We start from the raw sequence: 22,322 nt of genomic DNA, 5'->3' as shown, positions 1-22,322 counted from the left end.
ACGGATGACGTCCCTGATCACCGAGACCGTGGCGGCACGGCTCGACCTCGTCGGCGCGACCGCCATTGAACAGGACCTGTATGCCGGGGCCGGTACCGACTTCTACGACCGGCTCGTCGGCCCGGACCGGGCGGAGATCCGCGAAGTCCTGGCACTCGCGCGCGCGGTCCCCGGTCCCGTCCTCGACCTCGCCGCAGGAAGCGGCCGCCTGACGATCCCGCTCGCTCGCTCCGGGCATCGCGTCACGGCGGTCGATCTCTCCGCGGACATGCTCGCGCGCCTCCGCGGCGCCGTTCCGCCCAAGGCGACGGTCGAGTGCATCATGGCGGACATCCGCGACCTCGCACTCGCCGGGCACTTCGGTCTCGTCGTCCTCGGGGCGACCTCGATCACGCTGCTCGACCGCGAGGGCCGTTCGCGGCTCTACGCGGGCGTCCGGCGTCATCTCACCGCGACCGGTGTCTTCGCCCTCACCGTCGCGGACGGCGCCTCGGCGGTCAGTCTCGGCCTGGCGACCGATCGCGAGATCACCGTCCCGGGCGGCGCAGGGGAGGAGCCCTACCTCTTCGCGCAGCAGATCGAGAACGACGGTGCCGTGCGGGTGGTCAACTGGGTCCGCCTCGCGGACATCGCCCCGCGCGCGGAGGTGCCCGTCCTCACCAGCCGCCTGCACGTGCTGTGCCCCGAGGTCCTCGCGGGCGAGCTCGTGGCCGCGGGGTTCACGGCGCCGGAGAGGTCTGCCGTGCGGACGCCGGCGGGCGTGGAGATCCTGCTCCTCACGACCTCCCTCGCCGGGGATGGAAGGGGCGGGCGATGACGACGGCAGGACCTCGACCCGGACGGCGTCGCCGCGGGGACGGTCGCGCGTCCCTCACGGCGCACTCGTGCCCGTCTCTCGCCGCCGGCGTCGCGTTCGAGCCGACGGCGGAGGGATCCGGGTGGCTCGCCACCGTCCAGGGCGTGCCGACCGCCCGGCTGTCCCGAGCGGTGGTCGACCTCTTGACGGCGATGGACGGCCGCACCCCCGTCTCGGCGTTGCAGACGCGCTTCGCCCCGGGGGAGACAGACGAGGAGGTGCTGCGACTGGTGGCGCGCTTCCGTGACAACGGACTCCTGGACGGGGGCGCATCTCGGCCGCCCGGTCGTGTCGCCTATCGGCCGCCGTTCACCGTGCAGTTCGCGACCCTCCGCGCTCCCGCGCTCTTCGCCCGTCTCGACCGTCTGGTCGTCCCCGTCCCGGGTCGCGGGGTCCTCGTGGCCGTCGTCGCGGTGCTCGCTGCCGGGTTCATCGCCGCAGTCCTGCTCGCCGGCGAGCTGGGGGCCGTGCTCGCCCGTCCTGTCCCCCTCGCCGGCTTCACGCTCGCCGTCGTGGCGCTCGGCCTCGCGACGCTGCTGCACGAGGCCGCGCACGGTCTCACCCTCACCCGGCTGGGCGGCCGACCGCGACGCGCCGGGTTCATGCTGCTGTACCTGACACCCGCCTTCTTCGTCGACGTCACGGACGGCTGGCGGCTCCCCGACCGCCGGCACCGGGTGGCGATCGCGCTCGCCGGTCCGGCCGTCCACGCCACTGTGGCGGCGGTGGCGATGGTGGTCGCTCTCGCCCTGCCGTCGTCGGTGGCCAGGGAGACGCTGCTGCTCCTCGCGATCTCCTGTACGGTCGTGGTGCTCGTGAACCTGATCCCCTTCGTGCGCTTCGACGGGTACCTCGCCCTGATGAGCGCCCTCGACGAGCCGAATCTGCGGGGGAGGACGGTACGCGACGGTGCGGCCTTCCTCGCCCGCCTCCTGTTCGGGGCGCCGCGGCAGCCTCGGGCGCTGGAGCGGTGGTGGAGCGTGCCCTTCGGCCTCTGCTGCCTGGGGGCTCCGGTCGTCCTGGTGCTGTTCGCGGTCGTCCGGGCTGCCCAGCTGCTCGCCGGGGGCGGTCCGGCGGCGAGCCTCCTCGTGCTCGCCCTCGAGGTCGTCGTGGTCGCGGTGGGTGTCGCCCTCCTGGCGCGCGCTCTGCTCCGGGTGCGGCGATCCGGTGTCTCGCGGTCCCGCCTTGCCGGGGTGACCGCCGCGCTCGCGCTCGGGATCGGGGCCGCCGGCCTCCTCATCCCGGTCCCGACGGCCGCGACGCTGGGGTTCTCCGTGGATGACGGCCGCGTGGTCCTGGTGCACGGCGGCCGGGACACCGGCATCGACCTCCCGGACGGTGCACCGGTGGTCCTGTCGACGCGGGGCATCCTCGCGAATGAGTACCGCGGCGTGGGGACGATGCGGACCCGCCCGGCGACGAAGACCGAGGTGCCGATCGAGGCGCTCTTCCCGGTCAGGATGCCCGGGGCCTCGGTCGCGGTGACGGTGGTGGCGGAGGCGGAGATGACGGGGGAGCGGAGTGCCCTGCCCGCAGCCGGACAGGCGCGCGTCGACCTCGGCACGACCCCGCTCTGGCAGGCGATCTGGGCGACGGTCGCGTCGCCGCTGGCAGCTCTCACGAGCGAGAAGGAGAGAGGATGACCATGAAGCAGCACGCCATCGAGGTGCACGGTCTCACGAAGAGGTACGGGCGCCGCACCGCCGTCGAAGACCTGTCGTTCGCGGTGCCCCGCGGCGCGATCGTCGGGCTTCTCGGCCCGAACGGCGCGGGGAAGTCGACGACGCTGCGTGCGATCGTCGGACTCGTGCGGCCGACCGGCGGCGAGGCCATCGTCGACGGGGTGCCGTTCGGGGCACTGGACAACCCGGCGGCGCACGTCGGCGTCCACATGGACGGGTTCGGCTTCGAGCCCGGCATCTCGGGGCGACGGCACCTGGAGATCTGCCGGCTCGCCGCCGGGATGCCCCGCGACCGCGTCGACGAGGTGCTGGACGAGGTGGGCCTCGCCGCCGATGCGCGCCGCCGCGTGAAGACCTACTCGACGGGGATGGCGCAGCGACTGGGCCTGGCCGCGGCGCTGATCGGTGCGCCGCGGACGCTCATCCTCGACGAGCCGGCGAACGGTCTGGATCCCGACGGCATCCGGTGGCTGCGCCGGTTCCTCCGCGGCTTCGCCGAACGCGGCGGCACGGTGCTCGTCTCCAGCCATCAGCTCCCGGAGCTCGAGCAGGTCGTCGACGAGGTGGTCGTCATCAAACGCCGCGCGCTCTTCGCCGGGAGGCTGGACGACCTCGTCACGGGTGGGGTCGACTCGCTCGAGAGCCGGTACTTCGATCTCGTCGAAGGAGCGCCCGCGTGAGCGGCGTGATCCGTGGCGAGCTGCTGCGCGCGGTGAGCGGGCTGTCGATCCTGGCCGTGTACCTCGTCGCGGTCCTCATGCCGGCCTTCGTGCTCTTCTCCGACGGCTCCCGTCTCGCGGTGGACGGACTTGACGCGGGCACGGCGACGGCCCGGCTGCTGGAGCCGCTCGCGTGGTCGGTCATCTCCGCGGCGTTCGTCGGCGCGTACCCGGTGACGCGGGAGTACTACTACGGCTCCATGGACCGGACGCTCACGACGGTCGGGTTCCGCCGCGCCTTCCCCGGGAAGCTGGTCGCCGGCGTCCTCGTCGCCCTCGCGCTCGCGATGGTCGTCGTCCTGCTGTGGATGCTCGGCATCTCGTTCTTCCTGGCTCGGCACGGGCTCGCTCTCGTGCTCACCGCGGACGCGGGGCGCATCGTCGCCGGGGCCCTGCTCGGCGCGGTCCTCGGTGCCCTCATCGGCGGCGCGATCGGCTGGATCACCCGGAACTACTACGCGACGGCGATCATCGTCCTCGTCTTCCCGATGGCACTGGAGTTCGCGATGCTGCGGACGGCGCCCGAGGTCGCGCGGTTCTCGCCGGGAATGGCCATCGCGGCGTTGAGCGTGCCGGAGTACCAGGGCCGACTGCTCGCCTTCGCGCCCGCCCTCGCCATCGGGATCACGTGGGCGGTCGGCCTCGTCGTGCTCGCGGCCGTCCGGGGACGCCGGAGCCTCGCATGATCGGTCGGGCGCTGCGCGCGCAGGCGCGCGGGGCCGTCGGGGACGTCGTCCTCCTCGGCATGGCGCTGGCGGCGCTCGTGCTGTCCCTCTCCCTCGCCGCCGGCATCCCGGCGGATCTCGCCGACGCTCCGCCGGCAGCCCGGGAAGAGCTCGTCGCCCCCTTCGACGCGGTGCTCGCGACCTACGCCGGCATCCTCGCGGCCGTCTACGGCTCCTTCCGCTACACGATCGACCGACGGGACGGCGTCGTCGCGCAGCGGCTGATGCTGGAGTCCCGACGGGTGATGCTCGTCGCGCGGGTGCCCGCCGCGGCGCTCGGCGGCGCGGTCGTCGCGGGCGCCGCGGTGGTCGGCGGTCGCACGGCGCTGCTCGTCACCATGGGCGGCGTGCCCGTGCACGGGTCCGCCGTCGCGTCGGCTGTCGCCCTCGGTGCGTCCGCGGCTCTATGGGGTCTGGGCGTCGGCATCGTCGTGCAGGCGCATCTCGCGGCGCTGTTCGTCGCCGCGCTCACGATGGGGTTCGGGATGCTCGTCGCGCTGTTCTGGAGCGCGGGCGCCGCGTACCTGCCTCTCCCGGCCCTGCTCGACGCCTTCCGGTTCGACGTGTCCGTCATCGGCATTCCGGCGGATCGAGGCCTCGGACCCGCGGCGGTGCCGATCGCGGCAGGCTGGGTCCTGCTCGCGGTGGGCGCGGGGGCGGCCGTGTTCCTGCGGCGGGACGTGTCGTAGGGTTCCCGGCGGCGACGTAGGATTCCTGGGTGGCCACCCCCAAGATCGTCCTCTTCTACGCGTTCACGCCGCTCGCCGACCCGGAGGCCATCCGCGTCTGGCAGCGTGACCTCGGCGAGGCGCTGGGGCTGCGCGGACGGCTGCTGATCTCGGCACACGGCATCAACGGAACCCTGGGCGGCGACCTCCCGGCGCTGAAGAAGTGGGCACGCTCGTTCCGCTCCTATGCGCCCTTCCGCGACGCTGACATCAAGTGGAGCGAGGGCACCGGACTCGACGCGGCGGGCCGCAGCCTCGACTTCCCGAAGCTGAGCGTGAAGGTGCGCGACGAGATCGTGTCTTTCGGTGCCTCGGACGAGCTCCGTGTCGACGCGGACGGCGTCGTCGGCGGAGGCGCGCGGCTCACCCCCGACCAGCTGCACGCCCTGGTCGCCGAACGGGGGGACGAGGTCGTCTTCTTCGACGGCCGGAACGCGCTGGAGGCCGAGATCGGACGCTTCCGCGGCGCCGTCGTGCCGGACACCGAGACTACCAGGGACTTCGTGCGTCTGCTCGACTCCGGCGCCTACGACGATCTGAAGGGCAAGCCCGTCGTCACGTACTGCACCGGGGGCATTCGCTGCGAGGTGCTCTCGAGCCTCATGGTCTCCCGCGGATTCGGCGAGGTCTATCAACTCGAGGGCGGCATCGTCCGCTACGGCGAGACCTATGGAGACGACGGTCTCTGGGACGGATCGCTCTACGTCTTCGATGGGCGAGGGTCCGTCGACTTCTCCGATCACGCGCGCGTCATCGGCGTGTGCGCAGGGTGCGGTGCGGCGACCAAACGCACCGCGAACTGCCCCGACCTCTCATGCCGGATGCAGTTCGTGGTCTGCGCGGACTGCGACGCGGTCGCCTGCCCGACGCACGCGGAGCCGTCCGCCGCGCACCTCTGACCGCGGCGCCTGCCGGCCGTCAGACCAGGAGCCGGGAGTCGGAACCCCGCGGCGCATAGAGCGACCGCGGCAACAGCAGCGCCTCGGCCCGAGTTCCTCCGGCGACGTGCGCGCGGAGGCTGACGAGCACGGCCCGCAGGGGGACGGCGAGGTCGTCGGCAGCGGCGGACGATCGTGCGTAGTTCGCGCGCTCCACCGCCCTGACCAACCGGCCCAACGCGGCCTCGTCCGCACCTGCCTCCCTGACGAGCCCTGCGGCACGCAACCGCGGGCTCTCCGCGTCCGAGACGGGGATCCGGAGGTCGATCAGGGTGTCGCGCAGCTCCGCCCACGCCGCGGCGGCGTCTCCGTGGGCGGCGCGACGCATCCGGAGGCGCCGCTCGAGGAGCCGGACGACGGCGGGCAGGAGGAGCACGATCACCACGCCGAGTGTCGTGAGGAGGACCGGCGTCGGGTCGAGCCGGCGCAGCTCCCCGGAGTCCGAGGAGCCGGCATCGGCGTCCCTCCGGTCGACCTCAGGGCCCGATGTCTCCTCGGTCTGAGGCGCCGTCGTCGGCGCCGGGGTGGTCGGGCTGCCGTCGGTCCCCCCTCCGGTGATCCCCGCACGGAAAGCCGTGGGGACGCCGAGCGAGGCGGTCGGCTCGAACGGCACCCAGCCGATCCCGGGGAACAGCACCTCGGGCCACGAATGCAGCTGGTCGCTCGACACCGAGAAGATCGACTCGTCTCCGCGCTTCTCGTCGGTCGGAGCCCCCGGGAGGTACCCCACCACGATGCGCACCTGCATTCCCAGGCTTTCGGCCATGAGAGCGAAGGAGCCCGCGAAGTGCACGCAGTACCCGGACCGCTCTTCGAGGAAACGGGCCACCGCGTCGGCGCCGGTGCCGTCGAACCCCTCGTCGACGGGCGTCTCCAGCGAGTACTCGAACTCCGACCGGAACCAGTCCTGCAGGGCGATGAGGCGGTCGTAGTCGGTCTCCTCGTCCGCGGTGACCTCGGTCGCCAGTTGCGAGATGATTCCGGGCAGCTCCACCTCTTCGCCCTCCGCGTCGTCGCGGGGCGGGGCCGCCTCCGTCGCGCGGATCTGCTCCAGCGTCGGCGTCACCCGAAGCGAGGTCACGGTGTAGTCGTTGCCGACCGCATCGGCGCGGCGGGAGAACAGGGTGCGGTTCTCGGGCGAGACGCGCCATGCAGCGCTGAGTCCCTGCACGTCGGTGGCGGGGTAGGGCAGCGGCAGCCAGGAACTCGACATGCGCAGCACTCGGATCGAGGTCGTCTGCTCGGCGGTGGTGATGTCGTCCCCCCACTCCGGTTCGCCGAAGCCGTCGACCTGAGACTGCAGATCGCCACGATCGGGCTGCCACACGCGGCCGTCGAATCGGGAGAGCGTCGTGAGGCGGAGGTACGGGGCGGCGTCCGCCTTCGCGGCCACGGTCAGCACTTCGACGGGGCTCGGCTGCCGCAGATCGTCGCCCAGCCGCAGCGAGGCATCGACGGTCACACCGACCCCGGTGCCCGTGATGGTCGAGCCGACCGGGAGCAGCGGCGTCACGACGAAGGTGGTCGCGAGGGCGGCGGCGCCCACGGCGACCGCGACCCCGGGCGACGATCGGCGTGGCGACTCCGGATGGCGGCGGGCGGTGAAGTGGAACACGAGGAGGGCCACGACGGCGGCCACGACGAACCACCCCAGGTTCGGGGCGCCCAGGGTGATGATCATGGGCACCGCGCCGGTGACGCCCATCAGCACGGTCGTGAGCACGGCGGATCGGTTCGCGATGAGGAGATCGAGCAGGATCGCGACGACCGCGAAGCCCGCGCCGAGGGCCGCTGCGAGTCCCGGAGAGGCCTCCAGCGGGGCGGAGCCGAAGACGATCTCCTCCGCTGCCGCCGCAGCCATGACCTGGAACCGGCTCAGCGTCGCGGACGTCGGCACGACCCCTGCGACCGCGGTGTCCCCCGCGAGGAGCAGCGTGAGCACGCCGACCGCCACGACGATCTGCGCCAGGAGGGCCGCCAGCCCGGCGACGCCCTCCGAGCGCCCGCGCAGCAGGTGACGCACGAGCGCGCCGACCCCCACGACCGCGATGATGACGACGGTCGCGACGAAGGACCAGGTCCCCGGAGCGATGACGGCGGTGAACGGCCACAGCGCCGTGAGTGCGGCGAGCCCGGCGAGGGCCGCAGGCGCGAGCACTCCGGGCGGCGGCTCCTCCCGGTCGCGATGCCAACGTGCGCTCGTGTCGGCGGGGACGGGAGCGGGCTGCGGGCGCTCAGCGCGGAACATCGGCGGCTCCCGTCCGTGCCGACAGGGCGTCGTCCCAGGCGTCCGCCACGTCGACGCCGAGCCGCGTCACCGTCCAGCCGTGGTGGCGGGCGGCGGCCTCCGTTCCCGGAAGCGGATCCGTGCTGAACAGCAGCGGCGCCGCAGCGCCGGCCGGGCGCAGCAGCGCGGCGTCCTCCTCGTCCAGCCGTCCTGTCACGTAGACGAGCGGTCCCGGGGGAGTCCCGCCCAGGAGGGCGACGAGATCGCGTCTCTCACCGCGCGGCATCACCATCGCCAGGGCGACGAGGAGTCCGTCCCGGTCGTCCTCGTGTCCGCGGAGCGCGCCGAGGAGCGTGCCGGCGCTGTCCAGGACATCGACGCTGTACCCCTCCGCTGCGAGGTGGACGGCGGCGGATGCGCACAGGGAGACGGCGGCCTCGAACGCCGGGTCGACGACATCGGTTCCCGGCGCCCAGCCACCGGCAGCGCGGTCGGGCACGACGACCGCGTCCGGGCTCGATTCCTCTTCCTCCTGCCGGACCATGAGCTCGCCGCGGTGTGCCGTGGCCCTCCAGTGGATGCGTCGCATCGAGTCGCCGGGCGCGTAGCCACGGGGCGAGAGGTTGTCGCTGCCCTGGCCGAGACGGGTGGACGAGGTGTGCGCCGTCCCGCCCGCGGCGCCGATCCGCACGGCGAGCGGGGTGAGCGCGAAGACCTCCGGGACGACGGTGACGGTGCGCGTGTCGCCGAACGCCTGCTCGCGCTGGGCGAGACCGAACGGATCGACCGTCCGCAGCACGAGGGGCCCGAGGGGCCAGACGCCGCGGCGCACGCCGGTGACGAGATAGCTGAGCTGGGGTGTGTCCGCGGGGTATTCGCCGCTCGAGTCTCCGGTGACCGCGGGGGGAAGGATGTCGTGCCACAGCCCGTGCGGGACCCGGAGGGCGCGCAACGTGAAGCGGACCGTGACCCGCGAGGTCTCGGACACCGTGAGCAGGTCGGTCGAGATCTGCCGACTGACGGTCCCGGAACGCCGCGGGAGGCGCACGGCGAGGGCGGCGAACAGCGTGAGAGCGCCCAGCAGGATCCCGAGGTACAGGAGGATCCGGGCGCCGAGGACGTTGGCTGCGATCACGCACGCGAGGGCGGCGAGGAACGCACCGGTGCCGCGCGGCGTGAGCAGTCGACGTCGGCGCATGATCGCGTGCTCAGGAACGGGTCGCGACGGGGACGCGGACGCGCTCCGCGATCTGGGTGAGCGCCGCCTCGACCGGCTGCGCGCCCGCACGGTGGGCCCCGCGGGCCGGGAGCAGACGGTGGGCGAACACCGGGATCAGCAGGTCGGTGATGTCGTCCGGGATGACGTAGTCGCGCCCGTCCAGGGCGGCCCAGACCTTCGCGGCGCGGACGAGCTGCAACGTGGCCCGCGGGCTGGCGCCGAGGTGCAGGCTGGGGTCGTTCCGCGTCGCCTGGGCGAGGGAGACGGCGTATTCCTCGAGCGCGGGAGCCACATGCACGGCCCGGGCCCAGGCGATGAGCTGCGAGATCGCGGCGGCGTCCGCGACCGGGGTCACGGTCGCCAGCGGGTTCACGACATCGCGTTGCCGGAGCATGAGGGCCTCGGCCGCGGGGTCGGGGTAGCCCATCGAGATGCGCATCATGAACCGGTCGCGTTGCGCCTCCGGAAGCGCGTAGGTGCCCTCCATCTCCAGCGGGTTCTGCGTGGCGACGACGAGGAACGGGTCGGGGAGCCGGTGGGTGGAGCCGTCGACCGTGACCTGCCCCTCCTCCATGGCCTCCAGGAGTGCGGACTGGGTCTTGGGGGAGGAACGGTTGATCTCGTCGGCGATGACGATGTGGGCGAAGACGGCGCCGCGCTTGAACTCGAACTCGCGATCGACGGGGTTGTAGACCGAGACCCCCGTGACGTCGCCGGGCAGGAGGTCAGGGGTGAACTGGATACGGCGGACGGTGGCGTCGACGGTCGCGGCGAGGGCGCGGGCCAGCATCGTCTTCCCGACGCCGGGCACGTCCTCGATGAGCAGATGGCCTTCGGCGAGCAGGCAGACGAGGGCGCTGCGCACAGCCTCGGGCTTCCCGTCGATCACCTGGCTGATCGAGCCGAGGATGGCCGCGGTCTGGGCGGCGAATCCGTCGGCGTCGATCGCGACCGGGCTCAGGGGGGCGTTCTCTGGCATGCGTTCCCTCTCGTCCGGCGCAACGATGCGCGTGCATCGATCGTACGCTCCGCACACCCTGCGGGACCATGCCGGGCTGCGGTCGTCGGGTCCCGTCGGCGTCGGGTAGAGTGGACGACGGCTCTCCGCGTGGCGGCATCCAGGCCAATTCCCCCAGGGCGGAAACGCAGCAAGGGTAACCGGGCTCTGCTGGGTGCGCGGAGGGTCTTTTCTTTTCCCTGCGTCCAGCCGGCGCCAGGGTGCTCCTGCGAGAATCGAGCGGTGACCGTTCCTCCGTCGGCCAGGCCCGAGCATCCGCTGCGGCGATTCGCGTCGCCCGTGCTGCTGCTCGCGGCCATGTGGGCGGTGCAGTTCGCGGACGCCGTGCTGCCGGGCTCCTTCAGCGGCCTCGGCATCCGTTCGTGGGACCCCGCGGGACTGCTGGGCATCGTCTTCGCCCCGCTGCTACACGCGAGCTGGGCGCATCTGATCGCGAACTCCGTGCCGTTCCTCGTGCTCGGCTGCCTGGTCGCGGTCGAGGGCACGCGGCGGTTCTGGGCGGTCACCGTGATCGTCGCGGTCGTCGGCGGGCTGGGTACCTGGCTCGTGAACGCCCCCGGCACGCTGACGGTCGGCGCCTCCGGACTCGTTTTCGGGTACTTCGGCTACGTGGTGATGCGGGTGTTCGCTCCCGGTCGTGTCTCGCACCGCATCCTCTACGCGGTGATCGCCGTCGTCGTGATCGGCCTGTACGGCGGCACCATGCTGGCCGGGGTGTTCGGCGTCGCGGACCGCGTGTCCTGGCAGGGCCATCTCTTCGGCGCGATCGGGGGCGGTGCGGCCGCGCTCGCCGGACGGCGTCCCGACCGGCGCCGCGCCGTCGGACGATGACGGCCCCGCGCACGAGGGGGACGGCGGGGACGCGGACCACATCGACCCGGCGGCCCGCCGCTTCGCGCGAGGCCACCAACCGACGGCGCCGCGAGGCTCGCCGTCGGGCCGCCCGGCGTGCCCGGCGGAAGCGGATCCTGCAGCGCGTCGCCGTGTCGGCCGCGGTGGTGGCCGCTGTGGCGGTGCTGTTCGTGCTCATCCCCCTGGGGCTGGCGAGGGATCCGGCGCCGGTCTGCCTCGACCGCCCGTCGACCTTCCCCCAGGCGGGCGTCGCCGGATGGAGCGGCGAACAGCTCGAGAACGCCGCGACCATCATCCGCACCGCCGACGAGCTCGGGTTCGCGCGGGACGGCCAGATCCTCGGCGTCATGACCGCGATGGGGGAGAGCAGCCTGCGCAACATCGCCTACGGGGACTGGGAGACGCGCGGCTGGACCAATCCGGATGGATCGCGCACGACGAGCATCGGCCTCTTCCAGCAGCAGGACTGGTGGGGCAGCGCGGAGCAGCGGATGGATCCCGCCACCGCGGCCCGTCTGTTCTTCGAGCGCCTCGGGCGGATCCCCGATTGGCGGTCGATGGCGCCGTCGCACGCGATCCACCGGGTGCAGGTGAACACCGATCGGGACTACTACACGCGGTACCAGGAGGATGCGACGGCCGTCGTCGACGTGCTGTCCGGCCCGTGCGAGTGACGCACACGTTTGTCACGGCAGCGGCCGGGTGCGGTGTCCGGGTGCCCGCCTAAGCTGGAGCCGTGTCGCGGAGCATCTACATCACCTCGGCCGAAGGCCACACCGGGAAGTCGACGATCGCCCTCGGGGTGCTCGACGCGCTGATGCGCGTGTCGCCGCGCGTCGGCGTCTTCCGCCCGATCGCCCGGGCGGTCGCCGAGCGGGACGAGATCCTCGAGCTGCTGCTCGCCCATGACGGCGTCCAGCTCGACTACGAGGACTGCATCGGGGTCACCTACGACGATGTGCGCGCCGATCCGGAGGGCGCGCTGTCGACCATCGTCGCGCGCTTCAAGGCCGTCGAGGCGCAGTGCGACGCCGTCGTGATCGTCGGCAGCGACTACACGGACGTCGCGAGCCCCGCCGAGCTCGGCTTCAACGCCCGGATCGCGGCGAACCTCGGCGCCCCCGTCCTGCTCGTGCTGAGCGGACGGGACCAGCAGCGGCAGGCCGAGCAGCTCGGCACCACGACCGCCCGGGTGCCCGCCGCCGTCGGCCAGATCGCCGCCCTGGCGCTGCCGGAACTCGCCGAGGAGCGCGCGGAGCTGTTCGCGGTGGCCGTGAACAGGGCCGACCCCGACGCGCTCGATGCCATCGTCGACGCGGTGCGGGCCGTCGTCCCCACCGGTACCCCGGTCTGGGCGCTCCCCGAGGATCGCGCGCTCGTCGCGCCGTCCATCCGCGGCATCGTCTCCGCGGTCGACGGGACGCTCCTCAAGGGCGACGAGGATCGCCTGACCGCGGTCGCGCTGTCGATCGTCGTGGCCGGCATGTCGATGGTGAACGTCCTGCCTCGCCTCACCGACGAGGCCGTCGTCGTGATTCCCGCTGACCGCACCGAGGTGCTGCTCGCCGCCCTCCTCGCCGACTCCTCCGGCACGTTCCCGCGGATCGCCGGCATCATCCTCAACGGGCCGTTCCCCCTGCCGGACCCGATCCTCCAGCTGCTCGACGGCTTCGCCTCCTCGGTGCCGATCGTCACCACCGACCTCGGCACCTACGACACGGCGGTACGGGTGATGGGCACCCGCGGCCGCATCTCCGCCGACTCGCGCGGTCGCTACGACCGGGCGCTCGGACTCTTCCAAGCGCATGTCGACGTGGCCGAGCTCACCGAGCAGCTCGGGCTCGCCGAGTCGCACGTCGTCACGCCGCTCATGTTCCAGTACGGCCTGATGGAACGCGCGCGCTCCGACCGTCGCCACATCGTCCTCCCCGAGGGCGACGACGACCGCATCCTCCGGGCGGCGGCGGCGCTGCTGTCCCGCGAGGTGGCGGAGCTCACCATCCTCGGCGACGACGGTGCGATCCGCGCTCGTGCGGCGGAACTCGGCCTCGACCTCGCCGGCGCGCAGGTGCTGAGTCCCACCGACCCGGCCCTCGTGGAGCGCTTCGCCGCCGAGTACGCCCGGCTGCGCGCCCACAAGGGGATCACGCTCGCGCAGGCCGCCGACACCGTCACCGACGTCTCCTACTTCGGGACGATGATGGTGCACCTCGGGCTCGCCGACGGCATGGTCTCCGGTGCCGCGCACACCACGGCGCACACGATCCGTCCGTCCTTCGAGATCATCAAGACAAAGCCGGGAGTGAACGTCGTCTCCAGCGTGTTCCTCATGGCCCTCGCCGACCGCGTGCTCGTGTACGGCGACTGCGCGGTCATCCCGGATCCCACGGCCGAGCAGCTCGCCGACATCGCGATCTCGTCCGCCACCACCGCCCGGCAGTTCGGCATCGACCCCCGCGTGGCGATGCTGTCGTACTCCACCGGCGAGTCCGGGTCGGGGGCCGACGTCGACAAGGTCAGGGCGGCGACGGTGCTCGTGCGCGAGCGCGCTCCCGAACTCCTCGTGGAGGGCCCCATCCAGTACGACGCCGCCGCCGACGCGGCGGTCGCCAAGGCCAAGCTGCCCGACTCGGCGGTGGCGGGGCGGGCGACCGTGTTCGTCTTCCCCGACCTCAACACCGGCAACAACACCTACAAGGCGGTGCAGCGCTCCGCCGGCGCCGTGGCCATCGGTCCGGTGCTGCAGGGACTCAACAAGCCCATCAACGACCTGTCCCGCGGTGCGCTCGTCGACGACATCGTGAACACGGTGGCCATCACGGCGATCCAGGCCCAGGGCGACGAGCGATCGGGGGAGGAGGCGTGAGCGCGATCCTCGTCATCAACAGCGGCTCGTCCTCGCTGAAGTACAGCCTCATCGACACTGCGCACGAGGACGAGCTCGCCAGCGGGCTCATCGAGCGCATCGGACAGGATGTCAGCCCCGTCGCCCACACCGTGCGCCCGGAGCCGGGTGACGGACCGTCGGCGACGATGCTCGACGCCACCTACCGCGACGAGCAGTCCATCCCGGACCACGCCGCGGCCTTCGAGGTCATGCGCGCGCAGTTCGCCGCGCACGGTCCCTCGCTCGACGCCCATGCGCCGGTCGCGGTGGGGCATCGGGTCGTGCACGGTGGTGCGCGCTTCTACGCGCCGACCCTGATCGACGCCGATGTCGAGCGGCAGATCGGCGAGCTGGCCGTGCTCGCGCCGCTGCACAACCCGGCGAACCTCGCCGGGATCCGGGCGGCGCGTGCCGTGTTCTCCGACGTCCCGCACGTCGCGGTCTTCGATACCGCGTTCCATCAGACGCTCCCGCCGGCGGCCTACACCTACGCGATCGATGCGGCGCTCGCCGCCGAGCACCGGGTCCGTCGGTACGGCTTCCACGGCACGAGCCACCAGTACGTCAGCGAGACCGCCGCGCGCTTCCTCGGGCGCGACCTCGGGACCCTCCGGCAGCTCGTGTTCCACCTCGGGAACGGCGCCTCGGTCACCGCGATCGACGGGGGCCGCTCGGTCGAGACCTCGATGGGCCTGACTCCGCTCGAGGGCCTCGTCATGGGCACGCGGTCGGGCGACCTCGACCCGGCCGCTCTCGTGCATCTGTCCCGCCGCGCCGGCTACACCATCGACGACCTCGACGCGCTGCTGAACACCCGCAGCGGGCTCGCGGGTCTGGCCGGCCGCAGCGACATGCGCGACATCCTCGCGGGCGTCGCCGCGGGCGAGGAGGCCGCGACGCTCGCCTTCGACGTATACGTCCACCGTCTGCGGGCCTACGCCGGCGCCTACATCGCCCAGCTGGGCGGGGTCGACGTCGTGTCCTTCACCGCCGGCGTCGGCGAGAACGCCGCGCCGGTGCGCGCGGCGGCGATGGCGACGCTCGGCTTCGCGGGGATCGAGATCGACCCCGCCCGCAACGAGGCGAAGGGGCGCGGCGTCCGCGTCATCTCGACCGATGCCTCGCCCGTGACCGTGCTCGTCGTGCCCACGGACGAGGAGCTGCAGATCGCCAGACAGACCGCCGAGCTGCTCTGATCCGGGTCCGGGGTTACCCCGCGCGCGCCAGCGCCATTACGCTTGCACAGTGGCACGGAGAGGTGCCTTTCCCGACCCTCGTCCTTCTCCTGGAGGCTCTGTGCCAGACGCGCTGCCCGACCTGTTCCACGCCGACGGTGTGCTGTTCGACCTCGACGGCGTCCTCACGCCGACCGCCGAGGTGCACATGCGCGCCTGGAAGGCGGTCTTCGACGACGTCTTCGCCCGCTGGGACATCACGCCGCCGTACACCGACGAGGACTACTTCGCCTACGTCGACGGCAAGAAGCGCTACGACGGCGTCGCGAGCCTGCTGCGCAGCCGCAACGTCGAGGTCCCCTGGGGATCCGTGGACGATGACCCGTCCGCCGAGACCATCTGCGGGATCGGCAACCGCAAGAACGCCGCGTTCGCGACGTCCCTCCGCAGCCAGGGCATCGCTCCGTTCCCCGGCTCCCTCGCCGTGGTCGAGGCGCTGCACGCCGCGGGAATCCCGCTCGGCGTCGTCTCCAGCTCTAAGAACGCCGAGGAGGTGCTGGCGGCCGCCGGTATCCGGTCCTTCTTCCGCGTCGTGATCGACGGCGTCGTCGCCGAGCGCGAGCACCTCGCGTCCAAGCCCGCGGCCGACATGTTCGCCGCCGGTGCCTCGGCCCTCGGCGTCGACCCGGCCCGCAGCATCGCCGTCGAGGACGCCACCTCCGGTGCCGCTTCCGCCGCCGCCGCCGGCTACGCCGTCGTCATCGGCGTCGACCGGGGCGCCGGCGCGGATGCACTCCGCGCCGCCGGCGCGACCCACGTCGTCGACGACCTCGGTATCCTGCTTTCCGCCGCCCGCACCGACACCCCGGAGACCGCATGATCGACCGCGACCGCTTCCCCGTCGACCCGTGGCGTCTCATCGAGACGCGCTACTCGGAGGAGGGCGTCGGCGAGACGCTGTTCTCGGTCGGCAACGGCTACCTCGGGCTCCGGGGCAACCACATCGAGGGGCGCGGCGCGCAGGAGCACGGCACCTTCATCAACGGCCTGCACGAGACGTGGCCGATCCGGCACGCCGAACAGGCCTACGGCTTCGCCGAGGTCGGCCAGACGATCGTCAACGCCCCCGACGCCAAGGTGATGCGGCTCTACGTCGACGACGAGCCGATCTCCCTCGACGACGCCGACGTGCGCGAGTACGCCCGCACCCTCGACATGCGCACGGGTGTGCTGGAGCGGCGCGTGGTCTGGGAGACCCCCTCCGGCAAGCGGGTGCGTATGCGGGATCAGCGTCTCGTGAGCTTCGAGGAGCGGCACCTCGCGGTGCTGCGGCTCGAGGTCGTCGTCGAGAACGCCAACGCCCCGGTCACGATCAGCTGCCAGCTGCTCAACCGTCAGGACGGGGCGGGCGTCTACGCCGGCTCCCCGATGACGACCAAGGGCGCCGCCTTCGACCCGCGCAAGGCCGAACGCATCGCGGACCGTGTGCTGGAGCCGGCCGAGCACTGGCAGGACGGGCTGCGCTCCGCGCTGTCGTACCGGGTCGCCGCGTCCGGGATGACCGTCGCCGTCGTCGCCGATCACGTCATCGAGACGGAGAACGACTACAACGTCCGGACGCTCATCGAGCCGGACATCGCCAAGAACGTCTTCCGCGTGCAGGCGAAGGCCGGCGTCCCCATCACGATCACCAAGCTCGTCAGCTACCACTCGTCCCGCGGGGTGCCCCCGCGGGAGCTCGTGGACCGCTGCCGTCGCTCGCTCGACCGGGCAGCGGACGAGGGCGTGGAGACGGTCTTCCGCCGCCAGCGCGAGTGGCTCGACGCGTTCTGGGAGCGCAGCGACGTGCAGATCGGCGGGCGCGACGACCTGCAGCAGGCCACCCGCTGGTGCCTGTTCCAGCTCGCTCAGGCCTCGGCCAGGGCGGACGGCGCCGGTGTCCCCGCGAAGGGGCTGACCGGCTCCGGCTACAGCGGCCACTACTTCTGGGACACCGAGATCTACGTGCTCCCGTTCCTCACCTACACGACGCCGCGCTGGGCCTACAACGCGCTGCGAGCAAGGGTGAAGATGCTCCCCGCGGCGCGCCGCCGGGCCGCTCAGCTCAACGAGGCGGGCGCGCTCTTCCCGTGGCGCACGATCAACGGCGAAGAGGCCTCGGCGTACTACGCCGCCGGCACCGCGCAGTACCACATCAACGCCGACATCAGCTTCGCGCTCGGCAAGTACGTGCGGGCGACCGGGGACGAGGCCTTCCTGCGGCGCGAGGGCGCCGACGTCGCGATCGAGACCGCGCGGCTCTGGGCCACCCTCGGCTTCTGGCGGGGATCGCGGCTCGTGGAGCAGTCCGGTGCCGGCGACGGCCTCCAGACGTTCCACATCCACGGCGTCACCGGCCCGGACGAGTACACGACCGTCGTGAACGACAACCTGTACACGAACGTCATGGCGCGGTACAACCTCCGTTACGCGGCCAAGGTCGTGCGGGAGATCCGCGACAGCTACCCGGAGGACTACGCGGCCCTCGTCGAGCGGACGGGCCTCGGCTCGGGTGAGGCGGAGTCCTGGGAGAGGGCGGCGGAGGCGATGTACATCCCGTACAGCGAGAGCCTCGGCATCCACCCGCAGGACTCGCTGTTCCTGGAGCGGGAGGTCTGGGACCTCGCGAACACCCCGGCCGACCAGCGCCCGCTGCTGCTGCACTTCCACCCGCTCGTGATCTACCGCTTCCAGGTGCTCAAGCAGGCCGACGTCGTGCTGGCGCTGTTCCTGCAGGGCAACCACTTCTCGCCCGAGGAGAAGAAGGCCGACTTCGACTACTACGACCCGCTGACGACGGGCGATTCGACCCTGTCGGCGGTCGTGCAGTCGATCCTCGCGGCTGAGGTGGGCTATCAGGACCTCGCGCAGAAGTACTTCGAGCAGTCGCTGTTCGTCGATCTGCACGACCTGCACCACAACGCGGCCGACGGCGTGCACGTCGCCTCGGCCGGTGGCGTGTGGACGGCCCTCGTCTGCGGATTCGGCGGCATGCGCGACTACGGCGGCGACCTCAGCTTCGACCCGCGGCTCCCCGAGTCCTGGCCGTCGTTGTCGTTCCCGCTGCAGTGGCAGGGCACGGCGATGCAGGTGACCGTCACGCGGCACGAGCTGCGGGTGCAGGTGCGCAGCGGACCTCCGGTGCCGTTCAGCGTGCGTGACAACGCGTACATCGCGACCCTGGAGGACGAGGTCATCGTCCCCCTCTCGAACCAGGGACCCGTGATCCCCGGACGCCCGACCCTGCAGGAGTTCGCCGACGCCCGCCGCGACGACGGCACGCGGCTCTCCGCCTCGGTCCCCGTGATCACGAGCGCGATCCCCGTCATCGAGACGATCGACTGATCGCCCACCCACCCCTCTACGTGCGTCCCACCCCCTTGCGGACGCACACAGAGGGGTGGCTCGCGTGAAAGGGGCCGGGTCGACCGGGAGGGGAGCAACGTCGGTGGCACGCCGTAGGCTGGAGGGGTGACCACAGCCCTCTACCGCCGCTACCGACCCGAGACGTTCGGCGAGATGATCGGGCAGTCGCAGGTGACCGATCCGCTCATGACCGCGCTGCGCGGCGACCGCGTGGGCCACGCCTACCTGTTCTCCGGCCCGCGCGGTTGCGGCAAGACCACCTCCGCGCGCATCCTCGCGCGGTGCCTGAACTGCGCCGAGGGGCCGACCGACACCCCCTGCGGGACGTGCCCGAGCTGCGTCGAGCTCTCCCGGGCCGGCGGTGGATCGCTCGACGTGGTCGAGATCGACGCCGCGAGCCACAACGGCGTCGACGACGCGCGCGACCTGCGGGAACGGGCCACCTTCGCCCCGAGCCGGGACCGCTTCAAGATCTTCATCCTCGACGAGGCGCACATGGTCACGCCGCAGGGCTTCAACGCGCTGCTGAAGCTCGTGGAGGAGCCCCCGCCGCACGTCAAGTTCATCTTCGCCACGACGGAGCCCGAGAAGGTGCTCGGCACGATCCGCTCGCGCACGCATCACTACCCGTTCCGGCTGGTGCCGCCCGCCGCGATGCTCGAGTACGTCGAGAAGCTGTGCGCGGAAGAGGGCGTGATCGTCGAGCAGGGTGTGCTGCCGCTCGTCGTCCGCGCCGGAGGCGGTTCTCCCCGCGACACGCTGTCGCTGCTGGATCAGCTGATCGCGGGATCGGATGCCCCGGCCGGCTCCGAGACCGTCACAGTCGGCTATGCGCGGGCGGTGGCGCTGCTCGGGTACACCCACGGGGCGCTCCTCGACGAGATCGTCGACGCGCTGGCGGCGGGCGATGCCGCGACCGCCTTCCCGGCCATCGACCGCGTGGTGCAGACCGGGCAGGACCCGCGGCGCTTCGTCGACGACCTCCTGGAGCGCCTGCGCGACCTCATCGTCATCGCCGCCGTCGGCTCCGGCGCGTCCGCCGTGCTGCGCGGCATCGCCGAGGACGAGCTCGACCGGATGCGCCGCCAGGCCGAGTCCTTCGGCGCCGCGCGGCTCTCCCGCACGGCCGACGTGGTCAGCGCGGCGCTCGACGACATGTCCGGCGCCACGTCACCGCGGCTCCACCTCGAGCTCATGGTCGCCCGCGTCCTCGCTGCCGCTCCCGGTGGCTCGGCCCCCTCCGGCGCCTCGGCATCGGGTGCGCTGCACCCGCCGGCGACGACGCATCCGCCGGTGATCCCGCCGACTTCGGCACCGCCCTCGACGACCGTCGCGCCCGCGCCCGCGCCCGCGCCCGAGCCCGAGACGGCGACGCCCACGGCATCGGCCTCGTCCGCGCCGGCCCCCTCCGCTCCTGCGCCGGCCCCCTCGGCTCCTGCGCCGGCCCCCTCCGGTCTTGCGCCGGCCGCCGAGCCCGAGCCCTCCCCGGAACCCGCACCCGCTCCGGCCCCGGAGTCGTCCGCGCCGTCCGCTCCCGTCACGTTCGACCGCGTCCGCGACGCCTGGCCGGCCGTGCTGAAGCGCCTCGAAGGCATCAGCCGCACGTCCTGGCTGCTCGCCACCGCCGTCCAGCCGCTCGCGTACGACGGCGAGTCCGAGGTACTGACCCTCGGATTCACGAGTCAGCACGACGTCGCGAAGTTCAAGGGGACCACGCCCGGCTCCGGACCGTCCGACCACCTCCGCACGGCCATCGAGCAGGAGGTCGGGGTGCGGGTCAAGTACCTGCCGGCCCCGATGCCGCCCGGCGGTGCGCCGCGGCAGCCCGCCTCCTCGGGATCCGCCGCCCCGGCCGACACCGCTCCCGCATCGGAGCCTGCGTCAGCGCGTCCCTCCCGCCCGCAGACCCGCGCCGCCGCGGCCCCCGTGACGGAGTGGGCGGTCGCACCCATCCCGACGACAGCGGCCGCCGCGCCGGCAGCGCCCCTCGCCGTCGACGAGGAGCCGGAGGAGGTCGAGGCCGCCTCCGCCGCGCCGACCCCGCCGGCCGACGGCAGGATCGATCGCGATGAGCCGCCGCTGCCCGGCGACGACGACGCTCCCGCGTTCGACGAGGAGCCGCCGTACGATCCGGCCTACGAGCCCCCGGCTCCGTACGACCGCCCTCCCTCCCCTCGCGCGACTCCGGCGGCGGCCCCGCAGGCGGCCGCCCCCGCGGCCGCTGCACCGGTCGTCGTCGAGCGCACCCCCGCCGCCGGCGGCGTGCAGCGCTACGGAGAGGCCGTGATCCGCCAGGTGCTCGGCGCGACGTTCCTTCGCGAAGAGCCCTACGAGCCCCCCACGAGGTTCTCCTGATGTACGACGGCATCGTCCAAGAGCTGATCGACGAGTTCGGCCGCCTTCCCGGCATCGGCCCGAAGTCGGCGCAGCGCATCGCTTTCCACATCCTGCAGACGCCGACGTTCGACGTCGCCCGTCTCGCCGAGCTGCTGACCGAGATCCGCATCCGGGTCCGCTTCTGCGAGATCTGCGGCAACGTCGCGGAGCAGGAACGCTGCGCGATCTGTCGCGACCCACGCCGCAACCAGGCGCTGATCTGCGTGGTCGAGGATGCGAAGGACGTCGCCGCGATCGAGCGCACGCGGGAGTTCCGCGGCCTGTACCACGTGCTCGGCGGCGCGATCAGTCCTATCGCGGGCATCGGCCCGGACGACCTCCGGATCGCCCAGCTCATGACGCGGCTCGCCGACGGCACCGTGCAGGAGGTCATCATCGCCACAAACCCCAACCTGGAGGGAGAGGCGACGGCGAGCTACCTGAGCCGGCTCCTGACGACGATGCAGATCACGGTTTCGCGGCTCGCCTCGGGCCTCCCGGTCGGCGGCGACCTCGAGTACGCGGACGAGGTGACGCTCGGCCGGGCCTTCGAGGGCCGGCGCGTGCTGTGACCCCGCAGTCCGGCTTCTCCCGCCGGGGCTGGCTGCTCTTCGGAGTCATGGCCCTGCTCTGGGGCGTGCCCTACCTCTTCATCAGCGTGGCGGTGGATTCGATCTCCCCGCCCGCGATCGTGGCGGGACGGACGCTGATCGCGGCTCTCCTCCTGCTGCCGTTCGCCCTGCGCAGCGGCGCCCTCCGCGCGGCGCTGCGACACTGGCCGTGGGTGCTGGCGTTCGGGGCCGTGGAGATGGCCGGACCGTTCCTCCTCCTCGGGCACGCCGAGATGACGCTGCCCTCCGGAATGACCGGACTCCTCGTCGCCACCGTGCCGCTGTTCGCCGCCCTCATCGCGCTGGGTGGTGGCGACCGCGGCGTGCTGCGTCCTGCCCGCGGCATCGGCCTGCTGGTCGGCTTCATCGGCGTCGCCGTCGTCGTGGCGGGGCCGGGGCTCTTCGGGGGAGAGGTGAGCCTGCTCGCGGCGGGGGAGGTGCTGCTCGTCGCGGTGCTGTACGCGATCGCGCCGTTCATCGTGGCCCGCAAGCTGAATGACGTCCCCTCGCTCGGCACGATCACCCTGTCGCTGCTCATGATCGGCATGCTCTACCTCCCGATCGGTCTGCTCACCCAGCACCAGGTGCCCACGCTCCCGTCGATCGGCGCCCTGCTCGCCCTCGCCGTCATCTGCACGGCGCTGGCGTTCCTGGCCTTCTTCGCGCTGATCCGCGAGGTCGGACCGGTCAGGGCGCCGCTGTTCACCTACGTGAACCCGGTCGTGGCGATCGTGCTCGGGGCCATCGTCCTCGCCGAACCCCTCACCCCTGGGCTCCTCCTCGGATTCCCGCTGATCATCATCGGGTGCTGGTTCGCCGCCACCGGAGGGCGGCTGCGCCCGGTGACGCCCGTTCCGCCCGCCCCCGCCTGAGCCGTCACATGCGCGGGGCGGCATGCGCGCCG

18 protein-coding genes and 1 other RNA gene are annotated in these 22,322 nt (G+C 72.5%); 16 read left to right on the top strand and 3 right to left on the bottom strand.

The features are described 5' to 3' along the window. Positions 1-4 precede the first annotated feature (4 nt). From mpaM to BK819_RS09240, 6 genes are read left to right on the top strand one after another with little or no spacing between them, the layout of a single operon-like run. The gene (gene mpaM / locus BK819_RS09265) at positions 5-817 is read left to right on the top strand and encodes a daptide-type RiPP biosynthesis methyltransferase (RefSeq protein ID WP_071328897.1); all 813 of its coding nucleotides are present in this window, start codon (positions 5-7) and stop codon (positions 815-817) included. After that, positions 814-2,499, top strand: a complete 1,686-nt coding sequence (gene mpaP / locus BK819_RS09260; RefSeq protein WP_071328896.1) for a daptide biosynthesis intramembrane metalloprotease — start codon at positions 814-816, stop codon at positions 2,497-2,499. Before mpaM ends, mpaP begins: the two co-directional genes overlap by 4 nt. Further along, entirely contained in the window at positions 2,496-3,218 is a 723-nt protein-coding gene (locus BK819_RS09255; protein WP_143049269.1) for an ATP-binding cassette domain-containing protein, read from the top strand. Before mpaP ends, BK819_RS09255 begins: the two co-directional genes overlap by 4 nt. Then, positions 3,215-3,943, top strand: coding sequence for an ABC transporter permease (locus BK819_RS09250; protein WP_071328895.1), 729 nt, complete (start codon positions 3,215-3,217; stop codon positions 3,941-3,943). The genes BK819_RS09255 and BK819_RS09250 overlap by 4 nt, the downstream gene beginning before the upstream one ends. Further along, positions 3,940-4,671 carry a hypothetical protein gene (locus tag BK819_RS09245; RefSeq protein WP_071328894.1) on the top strand — a complete coding sequence of 244 codons (732 nt, stop codon included), beginning with the start codon at positions 3,940-3,942 and terminating at the stop codon, positions 4,669-4,671. Before BK819_RS09250 ends, BK819_RS09245 begins: the two co-directional genes overlap by 4 nt. A 29-nt stretch (positions 4,672-4,700) precedes the next feature. Further along, complete coding sequence (locus tag BK819_RS09240; RefSeq protein WP_071328893.1) at positions 4,701-5,609, top strand: rhodanese-related sulfurtransferase; 909 nt, start codon at positions 4,701-4,703, stop codon at positions 5,607-5,609. A gap of 19 nt (positions 5,610-5,628) precedes the next feature. Here the strand turns inward: BK819_RS09240 and BK819_RS09235 are convergent, their stop codons facing one another. From BK819_RS09235 to BK819_RS09225, 3 genes are read right to left on the bottom strand one after another with little or no spacing between them, the layout of a single operon-like run. Continuing rightward, positions 5,629-7,896, bottom strand: a complete 2,268-nt coding sequence (locus tag BK819_RS09235; RefSeq protein WP_071328892.1) for a DUF3488 and transglutaminase-like domain-containing protein — start codon at positions 7,894-7,896, stop codon at positions 5,629-5,631. After that, on the bottom strand, positions 7,883-9,073 hold the full coding sequence (locus tag BK819_RS09230) for a DUF58 domain-containing protein (RefSeq protein ID WP_071328891.1): 1,191 nt from the start codon (positions 9,071-9,073) through the stop codon (positions 7,883-7,885). The genes BK819_RS09235 and BK819_RS09230 overlap by 14 nt, the downstream gene beginning before the upstream one ends. 10 nt (positions 9,074-9,083) lie before the next feature. Then, positions 9,084-10,073, bottom strand: a complete 990-nt coding sequence (locus BK819_RS09225; protein ID WP_071328890.1) for a MoxR family ATPase — start codon at positions 10,071-10,073, stop codon at positions 9,084-9,086. A 116-nt stretch (positions 10,074-10,189) separates the two neighbouring features. Between BK819_RS09225 and ffs the strand changes: the two genes are divergently transcribed. The 10 genes from ffs to BK819_RS09175 all read left to right on the top strand — a co-directional run bounded on the left by ffs (position 10,190) and on the right by BK819_RS09175 (position 22,290). Then, positions 10,190-10,286: signal recognition particle sRNA small type (gene ffs, locus BK819_RS09220), an RNA gene on the top strand. Between the two features lie 48 nt (positions 10,287-10,334). Then, positions 10,335-10,943, top strand: a complete 609-nt coding sequence (locus BK819_RS09215) for a rhomboid family intramembrane serine protease (RefSeq protein ID WP_071328889.1) — start codon at positions 10,335-10,337, stop codon at positions 10,941-10,943. After that, positions 10,940-11,638, top strand: a complete 699-nt coding sequence (locus BK819_RS09210; RefSeq protein WP_071328888.1) for a hypothetical protein — start codon at positions 10,940-10,942, stop codon at positions 11,636-11,638. The genes BK819_RS09215 and BK819_RS09210 overlap by 4 nt, the downstream gene beginning before the upstream one ends. 62 nt (positions 11,639-11,700) lie before the next feature. Then, positions 11,701-13,830 carry a phosphate acetyltransferase gene (pta, locus tag BK819_RS09205; protein WP_071328887.1) on the top strand — a complete coding sequence of 710 codons (2,130 nt, stop codon included), beginning with the start codon at positions 11,701-11,703 and terminating at the stop codon, positions 13,828-13,830. Then, positions 13,827-15,047 (top strand): acetate kinase, encoded by a 1,221-nt coding sequence (locus BK819_RS09200; protein WP_071328886.1) that lies wholly within the window; start codon positions 13,827-13,829, stop codon positions 15,045-15,047. Before pta ends, BK819_RS09200 begins: the two co-directional genes overlap by 4 nt. Positions 15,048-15,147: 100 nt before the next feature. Further along, positions 15,148-15,906 (top strand): beta-phosphoglucomutase family hydrolase, encoded by a 759-nt coding sequence (locus tag BK819_RS09195; protein WP_071328885.1) that lies wholly within the window; start codon positions 15,148-15,150, stop codon positions 15,904-15,906. Beyond that, positions 15,903-18,410: a glycoside hydrolase family 65 protein gene (locus BK819_RS09190; RefSeq protein ID WP_071328884.1), complete on the top strand. Its 2,508-nt coding sequence runs from the start codon at positions 15,903-15,905 to the stop codon at positions 18,408-18,410. Before BK819_RS09195 ends, BK819_RS09190 begins: the two co-directional genes overlap by 4 nt. A gap of 126 nt (positions 18,411-18,536) precedes the next feature. Then, on the top strand, positions 18,537-20,786 hold the full coding sequence (locus BK819_RS09185) for a DNA polymerase III subunit gamma and tau (RefSeq protein ID WP_071328883.1): 2,250 nt from the start codon (positions 18,537-18,539) through the stop codon (positions 20,784-20,786). Continuing rightward, entirely contained in the window at positions 20,786-21,379 is a 594-nt protein-coding gene (gene recR, locus BK819_RS09180; protein WP_025104255.1) for a recombination mediator RecR, read from the top strand. The genes BK819_RS09185 and recR overlap by 1 nt, the downstream gene beginning before the upstream one ends. After that, the gene (locus BK819_RS09175) at positions 21,376-22,290 is read left to right on the top strand and encodes a DMT family transporter (RefSeq protein ID WP_071328882.1); all 915 of its coding nucleotides are present in this window, start codon (positions 21,376-21,378) and stop codon (positions 22,288-22,290) included. Before recR ends, BK819_RS09175 begins: the two co-directional genes overlap by 4 nt. The last annotated feature ends 32 nt before the right edge of the window (positions 22,291-22,322 follow it).

The sequence above is a fragment of the Microbacterium sp. LCT-H2 genome (assembly GCF_001866135.1).
GTDB lineage: Bacteria > Actinomycetota > Actinomycetes > Actinomycetales > Microbacteriaceae > Microbacterium.
This window is presented reverse-complemented; position numbering and strand designations above follow the sequence as displayed.

What these genes read in the sequence shown, in the direction of transcription:
- BK819_RS09245 (WP_071328894.1), top strand. Translation starts at nt 3,940, where the DNA reads ATGATCGGTCGGGCGCTGCGCGCGCAGGCGCGCGGGGCCGTCGGGGAC.
- BK819_RS09210 (WP_071328888.1), top strand. Translation starts at nt 10,940, where the DNA reads ATGACGGCCCCGCGCACGAGGGGGACGGCGGGGACGCGGACCACATCG.
- recR (WP_025104255.1), top strand. Translation starts at nt 20,786, where the DNA reads ATGTACGACGGCATCGTCCAAGAGCTGATCGACGAGTTCGGCCGCCTT.
- mpaM (WP_071328897.1), top strand. Translation starts at nt 5, where the DNA reads ATGACGTCCCTGATCACCGAGACCGTGGCGGCACGGCTCGACCTCGTC.
- BK819_RS09190 (WP_071328884.1), top strand. Translation starts at nt 15,903, where the DNA reads ATGATCGACCGCGACCGCTTCCCCGTCGACCCGTGGCGTCTCATCGAG.
- BK819_RS09230 (WP_071328891.1), bottom strand. Translation starts at nt 9,073, where the DNA reads ATGCGCCGACGTCGACTGCTCACGCCGCGCGGCACCGGTGCGTTCCTC.
- BK819_RS09235 (WP_071328892.1), bottom strand. Translation starts at nt 7,896, where the DNA reads ATGTTCCGCGCTGAGCGCCCGCAGCCCGCTCCCGTCCCCGCCGACACG.
- mpaP (WP_071328896.1), top strand. Translation starts at nt 814, where the DNA reads ATGACGACGGCAGGACCTCGACCCGGACGGCGTCGCCGCGGGGACGGT.
- BK819_RS09225 (WP_071328890.1), bottom strand. Translation starts at nt 10,073, where the DNA reads ATGCCAGAGAACGCCCCCCTGAGCCCGGTCGCGATCGACGCCGACGGA.
- BK819_RS09255 (WP_143049269.1), top strand. Translation starts at nt 2,496, where the DNA reads ATGACCATGAAGCAGCACGCCATCGAGGTGCACGGTCTCACGAAGAGG.